Origin of the sequence: Lacrimispora sphenoides, assembly GCF_900105215.1 — a bacterium.
GTDB classification, from domain to species: Bacteria; Bacillota; Clostridia; order Lachnospirales; family Lachnospiraceae; genus Lacrimispora; species Lacrimispora sphenoides_A.
In genome coordinates this window covers 1919178-1937788 of record NZ_FOIP01000001.1, presented here as the reverse complement: position 1 = coordinate 1937788, position 18611 = coordinate 1919178, and the positions used below count along the sequence as shown (strand labels likewise).

Sequence of the window (18611 nt, the reverse complement as noted above, 5' to 3'; positions counted from 1 at the left end):
TTAAATTAACTACAATACCCACAAATTCACACCTTCAAGCAGCCCCGAAATCCCCTGCTGCCATAAAAGCTGTGCGCACTGTTGTGATATAGGAAAGCATGACCGTAGCGAAAATCAGCAAAGACAGCACCTCCAAGTTTTCTGATATCAGATGGAGTCTTTACCCAGCTTGATGTCTTCCTATCGAAATTCCCCCATTTCTGAAGCTCCCGGTATTGTTCCTCCGTTAAAAGTTCTATGCCCATGGCAGCCGCCATACCAACGGCATTGCCCTCCGGATACACGCCTTTCCTTTCTCTCTCCTCCTGGCCTTCACGATCATAACAAATATTTCTGCGGCCACTTGGACTTTCTGCAGAACAGTCATAAAAGACATATTCATCCCTTGTTTCAGCCAATGCAACAACATCAGGTTCTCCACCGGTTCTTTCCATTTCATGAAGTGACCGGAGTTTATCAGCGTTTTCTTCCAGCCTTTCCTGCACCTGATCCCACTCAAGACCTTTATGGCGGTTCATATTTTCAAAAAATCGGTTTTTCAGTATACTTAGCAGTTCTTCATTTGACATGGATGTTTTCCTCCCTTACGGTTTCCTTTCGTCCAATAACGGACTTGATTCACCCTTGCAGAATAAGTTGAGTCTATGCAGCGCCCTTGTACAGGCAATGTATAATAGCTTCTTATCATCCTGGCTGCAGTAAGTCCCAGCATCAGCATCACATATTAAAACAGCATCAAACTCAAGCCCTTTGGACATATAGACCGGTATAATGAAAACGCCTTGTAAATCTGTTGTGCTTTCACTTTTTATTAACTGGACATCAGCTTTGTCCTTTAAGCACTCAAAGAGGAAACGGGCGCTTTTTTCAGTTTTACAGATTAATCCGATTGACTGGTACCCCATTTCCAGGCAGGAATTCACTTCTGATACAATCAAGTCATGATACGATGATTGATCCTTCGCCGCATATAACTGGGGCTCATCTCCTTTTCGGTTGAAACTCTTTATCTCTGTACTTTGTTCAAGGAATTTTAATCCGTAATTTAAAATCTCATTTGTACACCGGAAGCTTTTATCCATAGTGACAAGAGAAGATTTTTTCTTATTGAAGATTTTTCCGATCAATTGGTACAGGGATAAGTCTTCCCTCTTTTCCAGGGTCTGGTTGATATCTCCCAGGATTGTAAATTTCGCTTTTGAAAACAGCAGGTGAAAAATTTCAAAATGGAGAGGATAGTAATCCTGTGCTTCATCAATTACTACTTGCTTAATGGTCTTATATTTTTTGATACCGTATATTTTTAAATTCAAATAAGTGAGAACCGTTGCATCATCATAGTATAGCATATTGGTATCTAAATTTTCCTGGGTGAAAGTTAAAATGTGGTCCATGCAGCCGGGAAGCTCTATTCCTTTTGCCAGACTGTAAAAATATTCTTTGTCATGGAACAGCTTTCTATAAACATCCTTAATATCAAGTTCCATGAATTTTAACATTTCTTCATTCATCAGGATTTTCTCTGATTGTTTTAAGCGGTATTTCTTAGACTCGCTGATCAGTTCCAAAATATATTCCCCTATCAGCTTTAATCTCAAACCCAAAGGAGTTTCGTTAATTCCGGATAGTACTTTCTCTTTTATCATCTCTCCACTTATGATACACTCACCGCCATAGCAGATATCCTCAAAGTTCATCCATTTGTGGGGCAGGTCATCAATGAACCGATCCATTATCTCCAAAAACTGGCGGGATGTTTTAAATTCAATGCTGCTTTTTATAATATCCCTGTATTGAGTATTTGAGATCAGGTTTTCCAAAAATTGGTTTCTCGACTGTACTTGCTCATTCTTCAGTACAGAAGCAATGATATCTTCAAATACCACTGATACAACATGTTCTTCTCCAAGCTCAGGCAATACATTGGAAATATACTGCTCAAACAATGAGTTTGGTGAAATAATCAAAATATTATCAGCGGTCAGCTTTGAGGAAAGGCCCTGGTACATCAGGTAGGCTGCCCTGTGAAGAGCAATGGACGTCTTGCCGCTTCCTGCCACGCCCTGTACCATCATTAAGTCATTTTCCATATCCCGGATAACAATGTCCTGTTCCCTTTGAATGGTTTCTACAATCGTTTTCATCTTAGGAGAAGTATTCTGGGACAGCAGCTTCCTTAAAAATTCGTCCACAATCTGCACATCTGCATCGAAATAATACTCCAGCTCCCCTTTGCTGATTTCATACTGGCGCTTTAAATTAACCTCTCCTGTGATCCTTCCGCCAGGGGCATCATAAAATACCTGCCCCAATACAAACCGGTAAAAGACGCTTGCTATGGGTGATCTCCAGTCATAAATGAAAAATTCATTTGTCTCATCTTTCTTTAATGAGGTGCGCCCGATGTAGATATTTTCGAATTCATCTTCATCATCGAACTTGAAATCAATCCGGGCAAAATAAGGGGATTGGATCATTTTCTCCAGCAACAGGATTTTGTTTTCTACCGCTTCATAATCGGCGATTTTATCTGTGATCGGATTTGCATACTGGTTTAAGGCAGCAAGGGCTTCAAAACCTTCGCTGCTCCATAGACTTGCTATGGAGTGAGATGTATTCTCGCGCAGCTCTTTCTTGGCAGAAATTATGGCCGACTTATTCTCTACATTGCGCTCTCTCGCTTGATCCAGCTGCTTTTTCGCTAAAGCAATGGTTTGTTCTAACCTGCTCTTTTCAAATTCTAATTCCGTCCGGTTATCTTCCATAACAAATACCACCTCTCTTATAGAATCGGCAGAAAACTCATTTCCTAAACCGTTATTCAAAATAGTCTAGCACAACCCGTATCAGAAAAACAGTCTTGTTGTTGCCGGCTGTATGTGTTATAATAAAGGTGAAGAGAGAAAGGTGATTGCGCAGACGCACAATCACCTTTCTTTTATATATGCTATATTTTATAAAAAGCAGGCCACAGCCTGTATAACGCTGCTGTTATAAAGCGGCTTTCTTTCCTGTTATGCATAAACCGAAAAACTCCATGCTGACAGCAGTATTTTTAAGCATTGACTGACCAAGTAAGTTCGTTATTTCATCGGCCGTATACGAGGCATTGAAAGAAGTTAAAAATCCCGGACGGATTTCCTTTGGACTGGTTGAGAAATAAATAAACCACTTGATCAGAGAGTTCACATCTCGGCGCATGTCGGTGATGCATAAAAGCCCTTGGGGTTTTAAGACTCTGTTTATTTCATTAAAAACCTTTACGGGGTCTTCCCATTCATGAAGCGATCCATTGGAAATTTTTTTAGCCACTCAAGACCCACATACCCGGGACCTGGGCCAATCTCCAATACATTTCCTTTTGTAATCCCTGCTTTCATGAAGCTGTTTACATTATTCCAGCCTTTATCCCGCATGATTCTAGCAAAATTATCGAAAATCTCAACCGTCTTTCCTATCGTATAAAGTTAGTCATAACATGGTCTTCTTCTTTTGGAACAGGTATGTTCTCTTTTCCTGCATCAATGATCTTAAGCAGCCAGGCCATTGACCTGGCGTTTTTGCGGATGGTCTGGATTCCTTCCTCGTCCTGTATAACTTCTCCTTTATCCATGCCATACGCTACTGTCCAGTATTGGGACGGCGGTATAACAGTCTCGGCTAAATTAAGATAGTTATTAAGCTGATGAACTACATCCACACCGCCAGCACGTCTAACAACGGAAATGGAAGTTGCAACTTTATATTTGAAGTAACCTGAACTTGTGAAAAATACCCTATCCAGAAAGGCTTTCATTGTTCCTGCTATTCCTGCATAATAAGTCGGGGATCCAAGGATGAAACCGTCTGCCTCCCGCAGCTTTTTTGCAGTTTCATTGACAATATCATCTTTAAAAACACAATGATTGTCTTCGGAAGTCCAACAGTATCCGCAGTGAATGCACCCGTGGATATCCAGATGACCAATTTGAATGATTTCAACTTCTATCCCCTGCTGCTCCAACTCATCTGCCATGATCTTAAGTGCCTGATTTGTATTACCGTTTTTACGTGGACTGCCATTAATTGCTATTACTTTCATAAATCCACACTCCTTTCTTTGATATACGGAAAGTATAGACCCAACACTTAGATGTAGGTCAATAGTCTAAATTAAAATTATAACATTTTACAACATTATGACTTATCATATGACAATTTAGATACGATATTTTTCATAATCGTTAAGTGAGAAGGTAAATTCGTGATTTTTCTACTCCCTTGATTTTGCAGGACTGAAATCATGTTTTACCAGTTTACGGGTTACTTAAATAGCGTTATAATGCATTTATAGAGGTCTGTTTCCATGAGTGCAAGCATGGTAAACAGGCATCTGGCTTAGCGTGCAAGACTAAATTCCACATACCTTTTTCGTGCAGGATTAAATTCGGCAGTGGATTCCGTCTTGTATATAGGTTTATTTTTTGAATAAGGAAGGCTTCAGTGAGACCTCATCTGCAGGGATTTCCCTGAGCTTAAGGAGTTTATGGAGCTTGTTATTCAAAAGAAGCTGGGACAGCCTGAACGGAGTGCAACTGTTCAGGCTGTCCCTCGCTTCGCTATTGATGTGGTTCATTAGTTTTATGGCATCAGCCTGTGTGTATGGATCCAGACTTTCGCCTTTGGGAATCACATAACGTATATATTCATGATTCTTTTCTATCATGCCTTTCTGCCAGGAACTGTTCGGATTACAGTAAAAAATCTTTGTGCGGATTTGGCCATTTCTATCACACTCCAGACGGGAAGGGAACTGGAATTCAGTTCCATTGTCGGTAAGAATAACCGGAAACAGTTCCCGAAAGGTTTCTATACCAAGCTTTTTCGTCAACTGATCAAATACTCCAATGACATGATCCTGGGTCTTTTCTTCCAAAACAAAAATCAGCATAAGAGAGCAGTTCCGAAAGAACATCGTCATAAAGGCCTGTTTGCTGTTATCTCGTCCACCTTCCACTGTGTCCATTTCCACAATCGGAATCATAGGATTTTCCTGTATGTATTTCTGAAAATCTTCATAGGTTCTGCCAATACGAAATTCCTTAGCAGCAAGGCTTATCCTTGTACCTGTTTTCCTTGGTTTACATTTATAACGCACTTTACGCCTTAGATCTATATTCCTGGCGGTAAATACACCCTGCTCAATGTAACTGTAAAGAGTTTTACGACTACAGGGAATCTCATGCCCATGAAAGGCATAGATATGGGCCAAGGATTGACCCTGCTTTAACAAAGGTGAAATTAAATCATCCAGCATTGCGATATCGGCAGGATTTTGGTTGATGCCTAAACGGCAGGATACAAGCAGTTCCTGATATGACTTATCCGCATTTTGGGCGATATAGAATGCTTTATGCTTATTACACCGTTTGCTTTTAGGGCAGCTATTGCAGACATAAGGAGCTTTTCGGACGGAAGGACATTGTGGTTCTTTGTATTCAGGACAAAGATAAGAACATTTAACAACCTGCAGTTTTACATCAAAACAGGATTTGCACATTTTCACACAATCCTTTTCATCACAGAGGAACCGCATGGTACATTCTTTGAACAGAGCACACCGGGACGGCTTTTGGGGATCAGCGTCATAAGGCTGAAAAGTGCGGTATTTCTTCACTTCTTTTGTGATGGTGCTTGGATGTTTATCCAGCTTCCTTGCAATGGCAGCGAAGGAAAGTCCCTCATTCAAGCCCTTTTCGATATGGATACGTTGACTGGTAGAAAGATGCTTCTGGTCATATACTTTTTTCTTGGGCATAATAGACCTCCTTTATCGGAGGAATCCACCATCTTTACCATACCATATATCGTGTAAGACTAAAATCCTCTAACACGAATTTAATAGGTGAATCACGAATTCACTTTAACATTTAACAATATTTTTCATAATTATCCTTGACCTGGAGCTAAGTGTAAGCTATATAATAGCTGTATAAAACTATTTGAGGTGATAAATGTGAACTATACCATAGCGCAAGCCGCAAAAAAAATGAATCTGACAATCTATACCTTACGATACTATGACCGTGAAGGGCTGCTCTCTAACGTAAAAAGAGATAAATCAGGCAACCGTATTTTTACAAAGGATGATATGGAAATGCTTTTTCTTATATGCTGCCTTAAGAATACCGGAATGCCAATTAAGAAAATAAAGCAATTTACGGACTGGCAAAATGAAGGCAACCAAACCCTTCATACCCGTAACGATATGTTAGAAAATCATAAAGAAGATATTTTAAAGCAAATCGATGATCTAAAAAAACATCTTCGTTTGATTGATCGAAAGCTGGATTATTACCATGATGCCTGCCAGGCCTACGATACGAACTCACCAATTCCAACCTGCTGCGAATATATCGATGATGAATTAGAATTATAGACTGCGTTTTAGCAGGCTCCCCATCAGGTGTCATTTCTTCCATAAAAAACATATGATAATACAGTATATATCTAAGGAGATCAATCTTTATGATATCTAATCTGCGAAGTTGTTTTTATGGAACCGATACCCCAATAAACACTGACTTTGGTGTTACAAGCAGAGTGTATTTAAATAATGCAGCAACACCTCTTGTTGCCAAACCAGCCATTCAGGAGCTGTACAAAATCCTTCCTATTTATTCGTATGGTAATGAACCCAACGCTTTATCAGCCCAACTCACAGAAAAATATAATGAGGTCAGAGATATCGTGACGGATTTTATCGGTGCCGACGCTTCGCTGGATACTGTTATATACACCGCGAATACTACCTCAGCCATCAACATTCTCAGCCAGGTATATTATGAGCACGACCCGGACCAGATTATCCTTACGACAAGAATGGAACATATGGCCAACTATCTGCCCTTCCGGGAAAGGATGAAGACAGTGGCTGTCAGAATTACGCCAGAGGGTGACGTAGATATGAACGACTATGCCGCCAAGCTTGAACAATACAGAGGACAAATAAAATTAGTAGCCGTAACAGGGGCTTCCAATGTAACAGGCATTATTCCCCCATTTTATGACATGGCTGCAATGGCCCATCAGTATGGAGCCAGAATATTCGTTGATGCAGTTCAGCTTGTGCAGCACAAAAGCTTTACCATGAAGCCTCACGGCGATGCCTCCCATATTGATTTTGTGTCCTTTGACGGCCATAAATTTTATACTGGGCAATCCGGCGGTGTTCTGGTAGGAGACCGGGCATTTTTAGATCAATATAAACCACTGATATACGGATCCGGTATTACTGAATTCGTAAGCAGTTCAAATATCATATATAAGGGTTCTCCTGAACGATATGAGGCAGGGTACCCCGACTTCCTTGGCATCATCTCAATGGGTGCGACAATCCGTTTTCTAAACGGGATCGGAATGAAAAATGTTGAGGTATGGGAACTAGGGCTGTACAGGTACCTGATTAGCCGTTTAAGTCAAATCCCGGGGCTGACTCTCTATGGTGACGTATACAGGAATACACGAACCCCGTTTGCGGCATTTAATCTTAATTATATGCCATACCGGACACTTGCCAGTCATCTAGGATTTGGGTTCGGCATTGATATCGCGCCAGGTACAAATGGAGCTAATCTATATGTTCAAGATCTGCTTGGGCTTACGGATGATCAGGCATTTTCTCTCTATCAAAGCGGGGAAGGATACGGCATTGTCAGGGCGTCCATTGGTTTGTTTAATAATTACGAAGATATCGACCGCCTGGCTGATGCATTGCTCTCCATTAGTAATCCATCTATCTCATTTGCGTCGTATCAGTCATTTCTATGATCCTGACAAATCAGTACCGGCGAACTTTTTTAATTGTTTTTCATCGGAAATAAAACGGGTATTTTCCAGATGTTAAATCTTGTACTAATATAATAGTTCTATTCATATTTTATAAAAAAATGATTAGAATGGGGTTTGGACATTGGTTAAGGTTAAGGTTCATTTACAGCCATTAGTTGGTAATATAAATTTACCCACAGTTTTAAAAACAGCCATACTTCCGGGTGATAATGCAGAACGATTATTTATTGCAACCCAGATCGGAGAAATCTTTTACATCGGAGACGGAGCTATAGAAACTTTTTTAGATATTCGCCCGAGAGTTTTAGAACTGGGGGGTTCTTCCGGCGGATATGATGAACGTGGACTACTGGGATTAGCGTTTCATCCCGACTTTTATAAGAATGGCCTGTTTTACCTTCATTACTCAGTTGCCGGATCGCAAGGCCCAGGTGCTCTTCCATCATCTTTTAAGCCTGACCCATGTGACCCAGCAACCTTAAACTTAAAGTGGACAAATAGGGAAACGCAATATAATCACATTGACACCGTTGAAGAGTGGATCTATCAATCCAATGCCCAACCTCAAAAACGCCGTACATTACTTAGTATAAGACGACCGTTTCTAAATCATAATGGTGTCAACAGCTTAAATTTTTCACCAGAAACAGGAAAACTTGTTTTAACAACCGGAGATGGCGGCGCAGGCTTCGATCCATTTAATTTAAGCCAGGATGATATGGAAATTGCCGGTAAAATAATTGAAATTGATGTTGCGGTGAATACATTGAATGATAACCCACCCGTAATTACACGCTTTCAGGAACTTCCTGTCTCCTTTCAGGAGACGCTTACGGTTATTGCCAAAGGTGTCCGCAATATTACAGGAATTTCATTTCAAAGGTTTAACAGTCAATATGTCAAATACGTTGGGAATGTGGGACAGGATGTGGTAGAATCGATTTTTTCTTTTGTAGATTATAAACCCATACCGGTCACTAAGCTTATCCAATCTTCTATGATGAATACCGAGCCTGAGCAAGAAGGGTTTATTAACTTTGGCTGGCGTGGTTGGGAGGGCGCCCTGCCTACTTCAGTAGTAAGTAACTGCACTGTAAATCCAGCTTTGAATGATAAAATAATTGCTTATTACGATGAAACAATAACAACATCGGTAAAACGCTTACCGCCTCTTATCAGTTATTTTCACCAAGATCCCCGGTCCGATAAGTTTGGGGCAACTGCGCTTACCGGAGTCCAACCATACATGGGAAATGAAATCCCAGATTTAAAAGGGAGTGTTGTGTTCACTGATCTTGCCAGGAATGAAGAAGCTCCGCCGCCTGTCAGAGGGGCTTTATCCTATACCACAGTAAGGGCAGATTGTAAACTTCAGGATTTTAGTGTGATTGATATTGATTATGATTTCGGTTCTAAATCAGCTTATTTTGTTAGCTTGGGAACTAATCTGGATCAAACCAGGCTGTATTTAGGAGTCTATGGATCTATGAAAGTAGCGGATCATTACCAAGGTACTGTTTTTGAAATTATTCCATGAATAGATTTAGTTAAATACCAATAAGAAGGAGATATACATGACGGTCCAGTATCAAATGACGGATGCAGCCACCGGCAAATTAAGAACAATCGGAGAAAGCACACATTGCTATTATGACTCTAATAAGAAGCGTCCGGTTTCTTTAAAGAAGTCTCTGCCGGAATTATATGATTTGTTAACCTCCCTCTGTGAATCTGAACAGGTTTCATATGGCTCAAATGCTGAGCATAAAAATACCGCCAACCAATGAACGGCTGGCGGTATGAACTTATTTCATCCACTGCATCTTAACAGGAAGAGCAGCAAGATCAATCGTCACAACATTTTAAAATTTGTATACAAGCTGTCGCGGTATTATTGTTAAGATCTGGATCTTGCGTTGTTGAACTGACTTGTGCTGTATTAATTATTTTACAAGAACATGTCTGCCGTATGCATCCTTTTATAAGAACGACTCTTGATGTGCCTTCTGGTATTGTGCCTAAGTTAACACTTCCCGGCCATGGCTGGAAAGCAAAACCATCGTCCAGTGAAAACATCGGTTTTTTAAGAATGTTTGCCAGGCTATCGGTTAAAACAACATTATGAGCATCTGCCGGGCCTGCATTTGAAACCACGATTGTAAACACCACCAGCTCTCCACAGCAAGCCTCTTTCTTATTTGCAAATTTCTTCACAGAAACGTCTGCTTCTGTTTCTTCAGCTGCCGCTACTGCTACACATATTGATGCTACGTTGTTAAACAGATTAGGATCCGGTGTTGCTGAGATTGCAATTGCCGTATTATTAATACAGCCTGAAGCTGATTCTGCTACTGTACCTCTAATGATAATGGTTCTTGATTCTCCAGCCGGCAATGCCCCTATATTAAGGGAGCCCAGCCATGGATTAAAGGTTGCCCCTCCATCGACTGAAAATACCGGTCCTGTAATGCTTGCTGAAATATTATCATTTACAATCACATTTTCTGCAGTATTTGGTCCTGCATTGGATACTACTAGAGTGAAGGTTATCATTTCTCCTGGAGCCACTGGATTGGGGCTTGCAGTTTTTGTAATTGAAACATCTGCCTGTGCTGGAGCTAATATTGGCGTCTCTGTCGTTGAAGTATTGTTCTCCGGATTTGGGTCTGGTGTAGGGGAGCTTACTGTTGCTGTATTTATAATAATGCCTGCTGCCGTTGGGCTTACAGTTCCTCTTATTATGATAATTCTTTCCGCTCCTGCCAGTAATGTTCCTAAATTAAGAAATCCTGGCCATGGATTAAATGTTACTCCTCCATCGATTGAGTACTCTGGATTAAGAATAGAACTTGGTATACTATCCATCAAAAGAACATCCTCTGCAGCATTTGGACCAAAGTTATTCACTACAATTGTATAGCTAAGCGACTCTCCTGGTATCGCAATCGCCTGATTGCTTTGTTTTTCTACAGCAATATCTGCTTCGACAGCTGATACTGGAGTTTCTAGCGTTGAAGTGTTATTCTCCGGATTTGGATCTGGTGTCGTGGAGCTAACGATTGCTGTATTGGAAATCACGCCTGTTGCGTCAGGGCTTACAGTTCCTCTTATTATGATAACTCTTTCTGCTCCTGCCGGTAATGTTCCTAAATTAAGAAATCCCGGCCATGGATTAAATGTTACTCCTCCATCGATTGAGTACATTGGATTAAGAATAGAGCTTGGTATACTGTCCATTAGAAGAACATTCTCTGCAGCATTCGGACCAAAGTTATTAACTATAATTGTATAGCTAAATGGCTCTCCCGGTATAGCAACTGCCTGATTACTTTGTTTTTCTACAGCAACGTCTGCCTCGACAGCTGATACTGGGATTTCTAACGTTGAAGTATTATTCTCTGGATTTGGATCTGGTGTCGTGGAGCTAACGATTGCTGTATTGGAAATCACGCCTGTTGCGTCAGGGCTTACAGTTCCTTTAATTATGATAATCCTTTCTGCTCCTGCCGGTAAAGTTCCTAAGCTAAGAAATCCTGGCCATGGATTAAATGTTACTCCTCCATCGATTGAGTACATTGGATTAAGAATAGAACTAGGGATACTATCCATTAAAAGTACATTTTCTGCTGCACTTGGGCCAAAATTATTAACTGTTATCGTATAGCTAAACGGCTCTCCTGGGACTGCAATTACCTGATTACTTTGCTTTACTACAGCAACGTCTGCCTCGACGACTGCTACCGGAGTCTCTAAGGTTGAAGTATTATTCTCTGGATTTGGATCTGGTGTAGGTGAGCTAACCGTTGCTGTGTTCGTAATGACGCCTGTTGCTGTTGGGCTCACAGTTCCCCTAATAAGAACAATTCTTACCCCTCCTGCCTCTATTGTACCTAAGTTAAGGCTTCCGATCCATGGATGGAAAGTCACTCCGTCATCTATTGAAAACTGTGGATTGAGTATATTAGTTGGAATACTATCCGTTAGAAGGACACTTTCTGCATCCGCTGGGCCAAAGTTTGAAACTATAATCGTATAGGTGAACAACTGCCCTGGGACTGCAGTCTGATTATCACTTTGCTTTACTACAGCAATGTCTGCTTCGCCTGGTAATTCTTCAACCATAAGAGGAACTGGGTTGGATTCTTCTGTAAAGTTACCTGGTATGCCACCCTCAACAGGTGTATATGAGTAATCGATAGTTGCTGTATTTATAGCAGGATTCGGATTCGGAATGCCTTCAACTCTTACCTGAAACGTCACTTCCGTGACGGATCCACCTGGAATATCCGGCAGCGGAAAACCTATATTAGGATCAACTCCCAGCTCAGGAACTCCATTAACCGTTACACTTCCAGGTATGAATAATAAACCATCTGGTACATTATCCCTAAAAAATACATTAATCAGAGGACTGGTACACGTATTTGTTAATTTAACTGTATACGTTACGATATCGCCCACATTTGCAGTAAACGTGCTGCTTGATTTAACTGGGGTAAATATTGGTACTAAGATTTCCTGTAAAGCCACATCATCAATTGCATAATCGTTCCCTACAACAGCTTCTCCTTCACTGAAGAATTCTACTGTAATTTGAGTGTTATTCATAGAATTAATGACAGTTCCTATTTGTTTCCACTCTGGTGCGTTTATATTAACTGGAATCTCAACTCCTAATGCTTGCTGAAACAGTACATTACCGTTTTGATCCAGGATTCTGACACCTAACTGTGCTGGCGGAAAACCTGTTACTTTAAAAAGATTAAGAATCCATGTGCTGAATAAAAAATTAGTATTTGGTGTAACCGGTACTGTAGACCTAAAAAATACGGCTCCTGGGTTAAACCCATTCACTACCATCATTCTTCCGGTTTCATTTCCTGTCGTATGGTCAGCGATACGCCACCAAGCCCCTATAACATTGCTCATTGCATCTGTCATAAGATTTTGTATCGTATATTCTCCATCAATTGGTGTAAACTTAGTAGGATCCGGTACTACATACGTAAAAGCTGGTGTAACATTGGGATATGGTGCGACCGCAGGTCCTGTATTCGCTGGTGTCCCTGGCGGAAAGAATCCAAACGTTCCGTTATCTGCATCTGTAATAAGATTAGTATTGGATACAGTTGTACATGGGTCTAATATCGTTGTAATCGGTGTATAAATCACTGGGCCATTTAGTATATTTTGGTTGGTTATATCTGCTCCTGTTACTGTTATTAATATTGTGTTAGGTGTTAAACAATCCAAGTTTGTTGACCCTGCGGGGGGATTCGCGACGAAACTAATGGGGGGTGTTGCAGCTGTAGGAACTGGCCCTGCTACTGCCAGGGCAAAATTACCTGGTGTTGGTACTCCCCCCGCAGTACCAAATGCCTCTACGATTCTATAGCTGCCATTTGGAACATTAATAAATGCATAATTTCCTGCAGCATCCGTAAGAACTACAAGCCTGACACCTGTTGTTATATTCTGTAATACAACAGGTACATTTGCTATTCCAGAATCACCAGCATCTATAGTAGCACTTCTATTTCTGTCAAATATAATTTGACCTGATACTGTTGCCATATTATCACTCCTTTATATGAATTCTGTAATACTATAATATTCTGCCAAGCTTTTATTGGTGACAGCCCCGTCCTTTAACACTTACTCTCGTAACTCAAACTTTACCTTTTATTCTCCTTAAATTTTGGCATAAAAAAGAGAACCTTTTTACAGTTCTCTTAGTTTTCATTTTGATTATATTATTTGATATCACGGAACCCCTTAAACGCTGCTATCTTTAGAATTTACTTAAAAGGTAACTGGCTATTGTACTTATATCTTTATTGTTTCCGGAATCATTTATTTCCTGGTTCAGCTCATTGTTATTTGTAAACGATCCATCTGCCTCTTGCAAGTAAACGGCGGCCAATGGTTCTCCAGACGCCCCGTCATAGTTGTCTTCAACAATTATGATTATATCCTTTAATCCATCCTTATTTACATCCTGAAATGAAACTGCTTTTACATCTACACTATAAGGGAGAACTGCATTGAAATTATAAAGGATATCTCCTTCTTCATTGGTTAAATAAAACTCTACAGGTATATGGTTACCACCAGTTAATTTTCCTGATACGAATTTAACATTGCCCCATGAATTTAAATCCACCATAAAAGTTTGATCTTTGGTAAGTTCAAAACCATTTACATTTTTAAGATTATATGGAGTAAATTCAAACGTACCTTCCGGAAGGCGCATGACTGTATCTTCGGATTTCTCGGTTATTGTGATCGTGGCCTCAATGGTATTATCAGGTTTCAATAAAAGTTCAACAGTTCCCTTATTTTCCCTCGAATCATTTACAAGTTGACACTTTGCTGTATCATTTATAACAGATCCTTCAAGTTCTGCAATATCCATATTGTATGCCGGGGCACTGCCTACTACACTGATCTCCCCTTGGATTTTTCCATCTCCAATTTTGGAAATTAAAATAGATACGCCACCATTATCAGGGAAACCGGAATCAGTATTTCTAACCCATGTCTTTTTAAGATATTGTTTATAGTCAATACTATTTATTGCTGCAGCCGTTGTATCCGCTGTAGTTGTCGTTATGGGCATACTCTCTTCTTGGGATTCTGTGGATACACTATTTTCTGCAGAAGTTTCCAAGGACGTGTTATCATTTTGTTGCAGATTATTGGTAGAAGCATTTTTCCCACAACCTGCAAGAAGGAGACAGGTTGCTATAATTGTAAACAGCATCTTTTTATTCATAATTACCTCCGATGGCAGTACTGTTAGACTTTGTTGATAAACAAGATCCAGCGTATATAAAATAATTCATATTATATCATTATCTCTTCCAGCTTTCTATCTTTATTTAAATCTTCTGTCCGGTTCTTCCAGTCTACAACTTCCAGCAGTCCATTTACACTCCATGGCTCCAATTTTATTTGATTACCTGACATGCGATTCCTGTATAATATTTTCTAAAATCACCTGACCAGATATGTTTTACATAATTATTTGATATCATTGTTTCATATGGATCAAGATACGTAAAAAAATCTTTATCTCTTTTCACTAATAAGATCCAGTGACTATTCCTAAGGCCAAACTCTTCTTCATTACCAGTCATCATTACCATAATCGGGGACTTTTTCAGAGATTCCTTCCATTCGTCATCATAGAAAGACATTCTGAAGTTGATATTATTTTTAGTAAAATACTTAAATATGTCTTCAGGGTAAGTCCCACATTTCATATCATCATTATCATATCCTTTTTCTTCTGGTGAAACATTAAAGTTTAATTCTATAGCAAGCTTCTCAAAATTATCGTAACCAGTGATCTGATGATACTTTAATAACATAGAAAGGCAGGCAATTCCACATGCATATTCCGGATAAAAACTTTGATCATTTTGGCTGATAAAATTATTTTTATACAAGTTATTTTTTCTCCTCTCTATTGCAACCTGTTTTTAACCTCATTTTTTAAATACGCCTAGCAGTCTGAGTGGTACTGCCATCATTAATAGTCAAATGATGATAAATGCCATCATTTGCAAAATAAACTGTCACAGATAAGCTGCGAAGGAAAAATTCAGTATCTGAAACCGCATACATTTCAAGTTTCATTGATCCTGGAAGTTCAAGGAATAACCGCTGATTTTTCATCAGAACCTTTGCAGACATTTCCGGATTCTCTTCCAGCCGGTACTCACCTACATATTTGTTTAAAATCTCAGGGTCTAATGTTTTTGCCATTTGAAATTCTGGCACTTTTGGGATCTCATATGATTCATCAAATAGTATATTCTCAATTGCATGTAAAATAGATTGTTCAAAGTCAAAGTCCTGTTCTTTGTTTCTAAAAAAAATAATCGTAGAATCATGATCAATGTATCTTTTAAAGTAAGTGGCATAACCTGGCCAACCACCACTATGCCACACAGATCTTCCCCTTTTCTTATCATTCTCTAAAATCCATCCTAGTCCATATTTAAATTGACTATCAAGTCTTGGGGAAGACGGAGAATAGGCTTCCTTCAATAAAGTGTCATCAATCAGTGTCCCCTTTCTCAATGCCCGGTCTAGCAGATGAAGATCGTCAACGGTGGAATGAAGCGCACCATCTCCAACGATCCCATCAAGATAAACAACAAAATCTGTTTCAGGAAATTTATCCGGCAAAACATGTTTACCTTTGTACACATCAAACACATAACCATAGGCATAGTTATCCATAACCTGTCCAGTTAATCTTTGACAGAATACTTCTGTGTCCTGCATTCCAACAGGTAAAAATATATTTGTTTTCATATAATCTGCAAACGAATGCCCCGAAACTTTTTCAATAATGAGAGCAAGCATCACATAACCTGTATTGCTGTATTCCATATGATCATTCGGCTCAAATAGCCGTTCCGGCTGATACTTAATGAGTAGCTCTAACAAATCCTGGTTCACCGCTATTTGGGATTTATCCCAGTGCTGTTCGAATAACTCTAAATAATCGGGCAGTCCGGAAGTGTGATTCAATAATTGTCTTACTGTAGCTCCTTTATAAGGTATATTAGGCAACCACTTTTCTATAGGGTCATCAAGAGAAAGTTTATGATCCTGTACCAATAACAATATACCCAAAGCAGTCACGGGTTTTGATACTGATGCTAAGTTAAATATTGAATTTATTTTTAACTTTCGTTTTAAATCGAGTTCAGCCTCGCCAAAAGCTCCCTTATATAATAGTTCGCCGTCTTGAGCCACTAAGACAGTTCCATTCATCAATTGTTTTGTTTGAATTTCTGTAAATAATTTATTTAGTATTTCTCTTTTTTCATTCATGATATAATTTTCCTTTTAACACTTATCTTGATAATTCTTCTTCAACTATTGAATTGAGTTTTACTAAAATGTCACGTAATTGTACCATATCCTCCATTTTCATGCGAGAATAAAAGCGATTCACGATTTCCCTGTTAATCTCTTCTTCTTTTGAATAGTATTGGTGCCCTCTCTCATCTAACTGCACAATTATCTCTCTTCTATTATCAGGATTAATTGTCCTTAATAGATATTTCTCTTTTTCTAATTTGGAGACAATCTGGCTAACAGCACTTGAAGTAACATTCATTGCTTCAGCCAGTTGGCTTATAGATAATTGGGATTCTTTCTTCACCAAATCCATTATTATCATTTGCTTGGATGACAGATCCTCATTAAATAAGGATTGACGCTCTTTCATCAAACGAGCATTCATGGAATAAGTTATCTCATTAATTTCTGTAACTAAATGGAACAATTCATTTTCATTCTGATGATCTGTTTTCGGAACCAAAGCTTTACCCCTTCCTTTTATTTAAGTTACCTTAACTATAAAGTTTCCTAACGTATTTGTCAAGTAATATTGTAAGATTATCAATAAAAAGTAGATATCATGCTTAATAGTACTTCCCAAGCAAAAAGCCTCCGCTTTAAAAGTCAATTTTGCCTGTGACTTCCTGCGGGGGCCTATTTTTAGCTAATAAAAAAATATTCGTTTTTTAAGATGCTCATTATAACAATGTCATGCCAATCTCCGGCACGATAGAACGCCTGACGTAATACTCCTTCATGCATAAATCCCATTTTCTCATAGAGTTTAATTGCTCTTTCATTAAACGAGAACACGTTTAAGAATACCCGATGTAAGTTAAGTTCGCTAAAAGCATACTCAAGTATCAGAGAAAGAGCCGCTTTACCAATGCCTTTTCCCCACATATCTTTTGCTCCAATATCAATAATACATTCAGCAGAGCGGTTTTTATAATCAATATTACTTAGAGAGACAATGCCGACCGCTTGATTCGTCTCCTTATGCTCAATGATATAGCTTTTTGCATTAGGCTGAGAAATTATTGATGTGATGAATTCTTCTGTATCCTTTAATGTGTAAATGTCTAGCAGGGGGCTGGTGGTATACATGACTTCTACGTCATTTCGCCAACTATGATAAATATTGTAATCATCAAGTGATAATTTTCTTAGTTTTATGATTTCGTTTTGAAACATTGAATGATCCTCCTTAAGATAGAATGCGCTCAATCATCGTATTCAGTAAATCAATCCTTTTAGAAAGATTAATACCGGAGCAAAATTGATTATATTGCTGCAACATGATTCCATCAATCGTTGCAATAAGTAATTCAGAAAAAGTGTTTACATCAATTATATCTCTAAATTCTCCCGCTTCGATTCCCATATGAATGAATAACTGAATCACATTTGCTAGCTTTTCATGCCTTTCTTGTAAATATGGAAATTCAGAAGCATTATGGGAAAGGAAAAATTCTGACTTTGCACGTATTAAATTCCTATCTGAATCTTGTACTGACAATACTGTTTTTTGAATCCAATCTTTTAATTGCGGAAATAAGGGTTCCTTGGGATCAGGACTTAAAGCTGATTCGATGTTTAAAAAATCATCATATTTTAACGCGGCCAGAAAAACAGTGTCAATGTTTTCAAAATGAGCATATAAACCACCCCGCGATATTTGGACTTCATCCATGATATCTTTCATCGTGGCATTGGAATAACCTTTCTTAGCAAAAACATTAACCGCTGCTATTGCTATTTTATTTTTTCGTGCTTCCAGATATTTTTCGCTTACCTGCGGCATTAAAGTCATCCTTCCTTTTCATAATAGACACATATGTCTATTTTATTATAGGGTAGGAAAATAAATTTGTCAATACTGTTACTAAATTATCTTTTTGTTGGTATATACGAGATTG

The 18611-nt window shown here is 39.0% G+C and carries 17 protein-coding genes; 4 read left to right on the top strand and 13 right to left on the bottom strand.

Annotated features, from left to right (window positions below):
- Positions 1-26 precede the first annotated feature (26 nt).
- From BMW45_RS08920 to BMW45_RS08900, 5 genes are all read right to left on the bottom strand, one after another.
- Positions 27-569, bottom strand: a complete 543-nt coding sequence (locus tag BMW45_RS08920; RefSeq protein WP_092242411.1) for a DUF4256 domain-containing protein — start codon at positions 567-569, stop codon at positions 27-29.
- A 15-nt stretch (positions 570-584) separates the two neighbouring features.
- A complete protein-coding gene (locus tag BMW45_RS08915; RefSeq protein ID WP_092242409.1) occupies positions 585-2765 on the bottom strand; it encodes a HelD family protein in 2181 nt (726 codons plus the stop codon).
- Positions 2766-2991: 226 nt separating this feature from the next.
- A complete protein-coding gene (locus BMW45_RS08910; RefSeq protein ID WP_242882960.1) occupies positions 2992-3312 on the bottom strand; it encodes a class I SAM-dependent methyltransferase in 321 nt (106 codons plus the stop codon).
- 142 nt (positions 3313-3454) lie between these two features.
- Positions 3455-4081 carry a flavodoxin family protein gene (locus BMW45_RS08905; RefSeq protein ID WP_025230186.1) on the bottom strand — a complete coding sequence of 209 codons (627 nt, stop codon included), beginning with the start codon at positions 4079-4081 and terminating at the stop codon, positions 3455-3457.
- A 375-nt stretch (positions 4082-4456) separates the two neighbouring features.
- Entirely contained in the window at positions 4457-5797 is a 1341-nt protein-coding gene (locus tag BMW45_RS08900; protein WP_092240044.1) for an IS30 family transposase, read from the bottom strand.
- 198 nt (positions 5798-5995) lie between these two features.
- Here BMW45_RS08900 and BMW45_RS08895 point away from each other — a divergent pair, with 198 nt between their 5' ends.
- The 4 genes from BMW45_RS08895 to BMW45_RS08880 all read left to right on the top strand — a co-directional run bounded on the left by BMW45_RS08895 (position 5996) and on the right by BMW45_RS08880 (position 9617).
- On the top strand, positions 5996-6418 hold the full coding sequence (locus BMW45_RS08895) for a MerR family transcriptional regulator (RefSeq protein ID WP_092242404.1): 423 nt from the start codon (positions 5996-5998) through the stop codon (positions 6416-6418).
- An 89-nt stretch (positions 6419-6507) separates the two neighbouring features.
- Positions 6508-7809: an aminotransferase class V-fold PLP-dependent enzyme gene (locus BMW45_RS08890; protein ID WP_092242401.1), complete on the top strand. Its 1302-nt coding sequence runs from the start codon at positions 6508-6510 to the stop codon at positions 7807-7809.
- 142 nt (positions 7810-7951) lie between these two features.
- Complete coding sequence (locus BMW45_RS08885) at positions 7952-9367, top strand: PQQ-dependent sugar dehydrogenase (RefSeq protein ID WP_092242399.1); 1416 nt, start codon at positions 7952-7954, stop codon at positions 9365-9367.
- Positions 9368-9404: 37 nt separating this feature from the next.
- Complete coding sequence (locus BMW45_RS08880) at positions 9405-9617, top strand: acyl-CoA thioesterase family protein (protein WP_092242396.1); 213 nt, start codon at positions 9405-9407, stop codon at positions 9615-9617.
- Between the two features lie 58 nt (positions 9618-9675).
- On the opposite strand, the gene BMW45_RS08875 is transcribed toward BMW45_RS08880, so the two are convergent.
- The 8 genes from BMW45_RS08875 to BMW45_RS08845 all read right to left on the bottom strand — a co-directional run bounded on the left by BMW45_RS08875 (position 9676) and on the right by BMW45_RS08845 (position 18496).
- On the bottom strand, positions 9676-13404 hold the full coding sequence (locus tag BMW45_RS08875) for a DUF11 domain-containing protein (RefSeq protein ID WP_092242393.1): 3729 nt from the start codon (positions 13402-13404) through the stop codon (positions 9676-9678).
- Positions 13405-13621: 217 nt separating this feature from the next.
- On the bottom strand, positions 13622-14605 hold the full coding sequence (locus tag BMW45_RS08870; RefSeq protein WP_242882958.1) for a hypothetical protein: 984 nt from the start codon (positions 14603-14605) through the stop codon (positions 13622-13624).
- Positions 14606-14676: 71 nt separating this feature from the next.
- Positions 14677-14799, bottom strand: coding sequence for a hypothetical protein (locus BMW45_RS28715; protein WP_278320781.1), 123 nt, complete (start codon positions 14797-14799; stop codon positions 14677-14679).
- Entirely contained in the window at positions 14781-15281 is a 501-nt protein-coding gene (locus BMW45_RS08865) for a C39 family peptidase (protein WP_166433306.1), read from the bottom strand. Before BMW45_RS08865 ends, BMW45_RS28715 begins: the two co-directional genes overlap by 19 nt.
- A 46-nt stretch (positions 15282-15327) precedes the next feature.
- Entirely contained in the window at positions 15328-16680 is a 1353-nt protein-coding gene (locus tag BMW45_RS08860) for a serine hydrolase (RefSeq protein ID WP_092242385.1), read from the bottom strand.
- A 22-nt stretch (positions 16681-16702) separates the two neighbouring features.
- Entirely contained in the window at positions 16703-17173 is a 471-nt protein-coding gene (locus BMW45_RS08855; RefSeq protein ID WP_092242382.1) for a MarR family winged helix-turn-helix transcriptional regulator, read from the bottom strand.
- 179 nt (positions 17174-17352) lie between these two features.
- Complete coding sequence (locus BMW45_RS08850; RefSeq protein WP_092242378.1) at positions 17353-17886, bottom strand: GNAT family N-acetyltransferase; 534 nt, start codon at positions 17884-17886, stop codon at positions 17353-17355.
- A gap of 13 nt (positions 17887-17899) precedes the next feature.
- Positions 17900-18496, bottom strand: a complete 597-nt coding sequence (locus tag BMW45_RS08845; protein ID WP_092242376.1) for a TetR/AcrR family transcriptional regulator — start codon at positions 18494-18496, stop codon at positions 17900-17902.
- Positions 18497-18611: the final 115 nt, after the last annotated feature.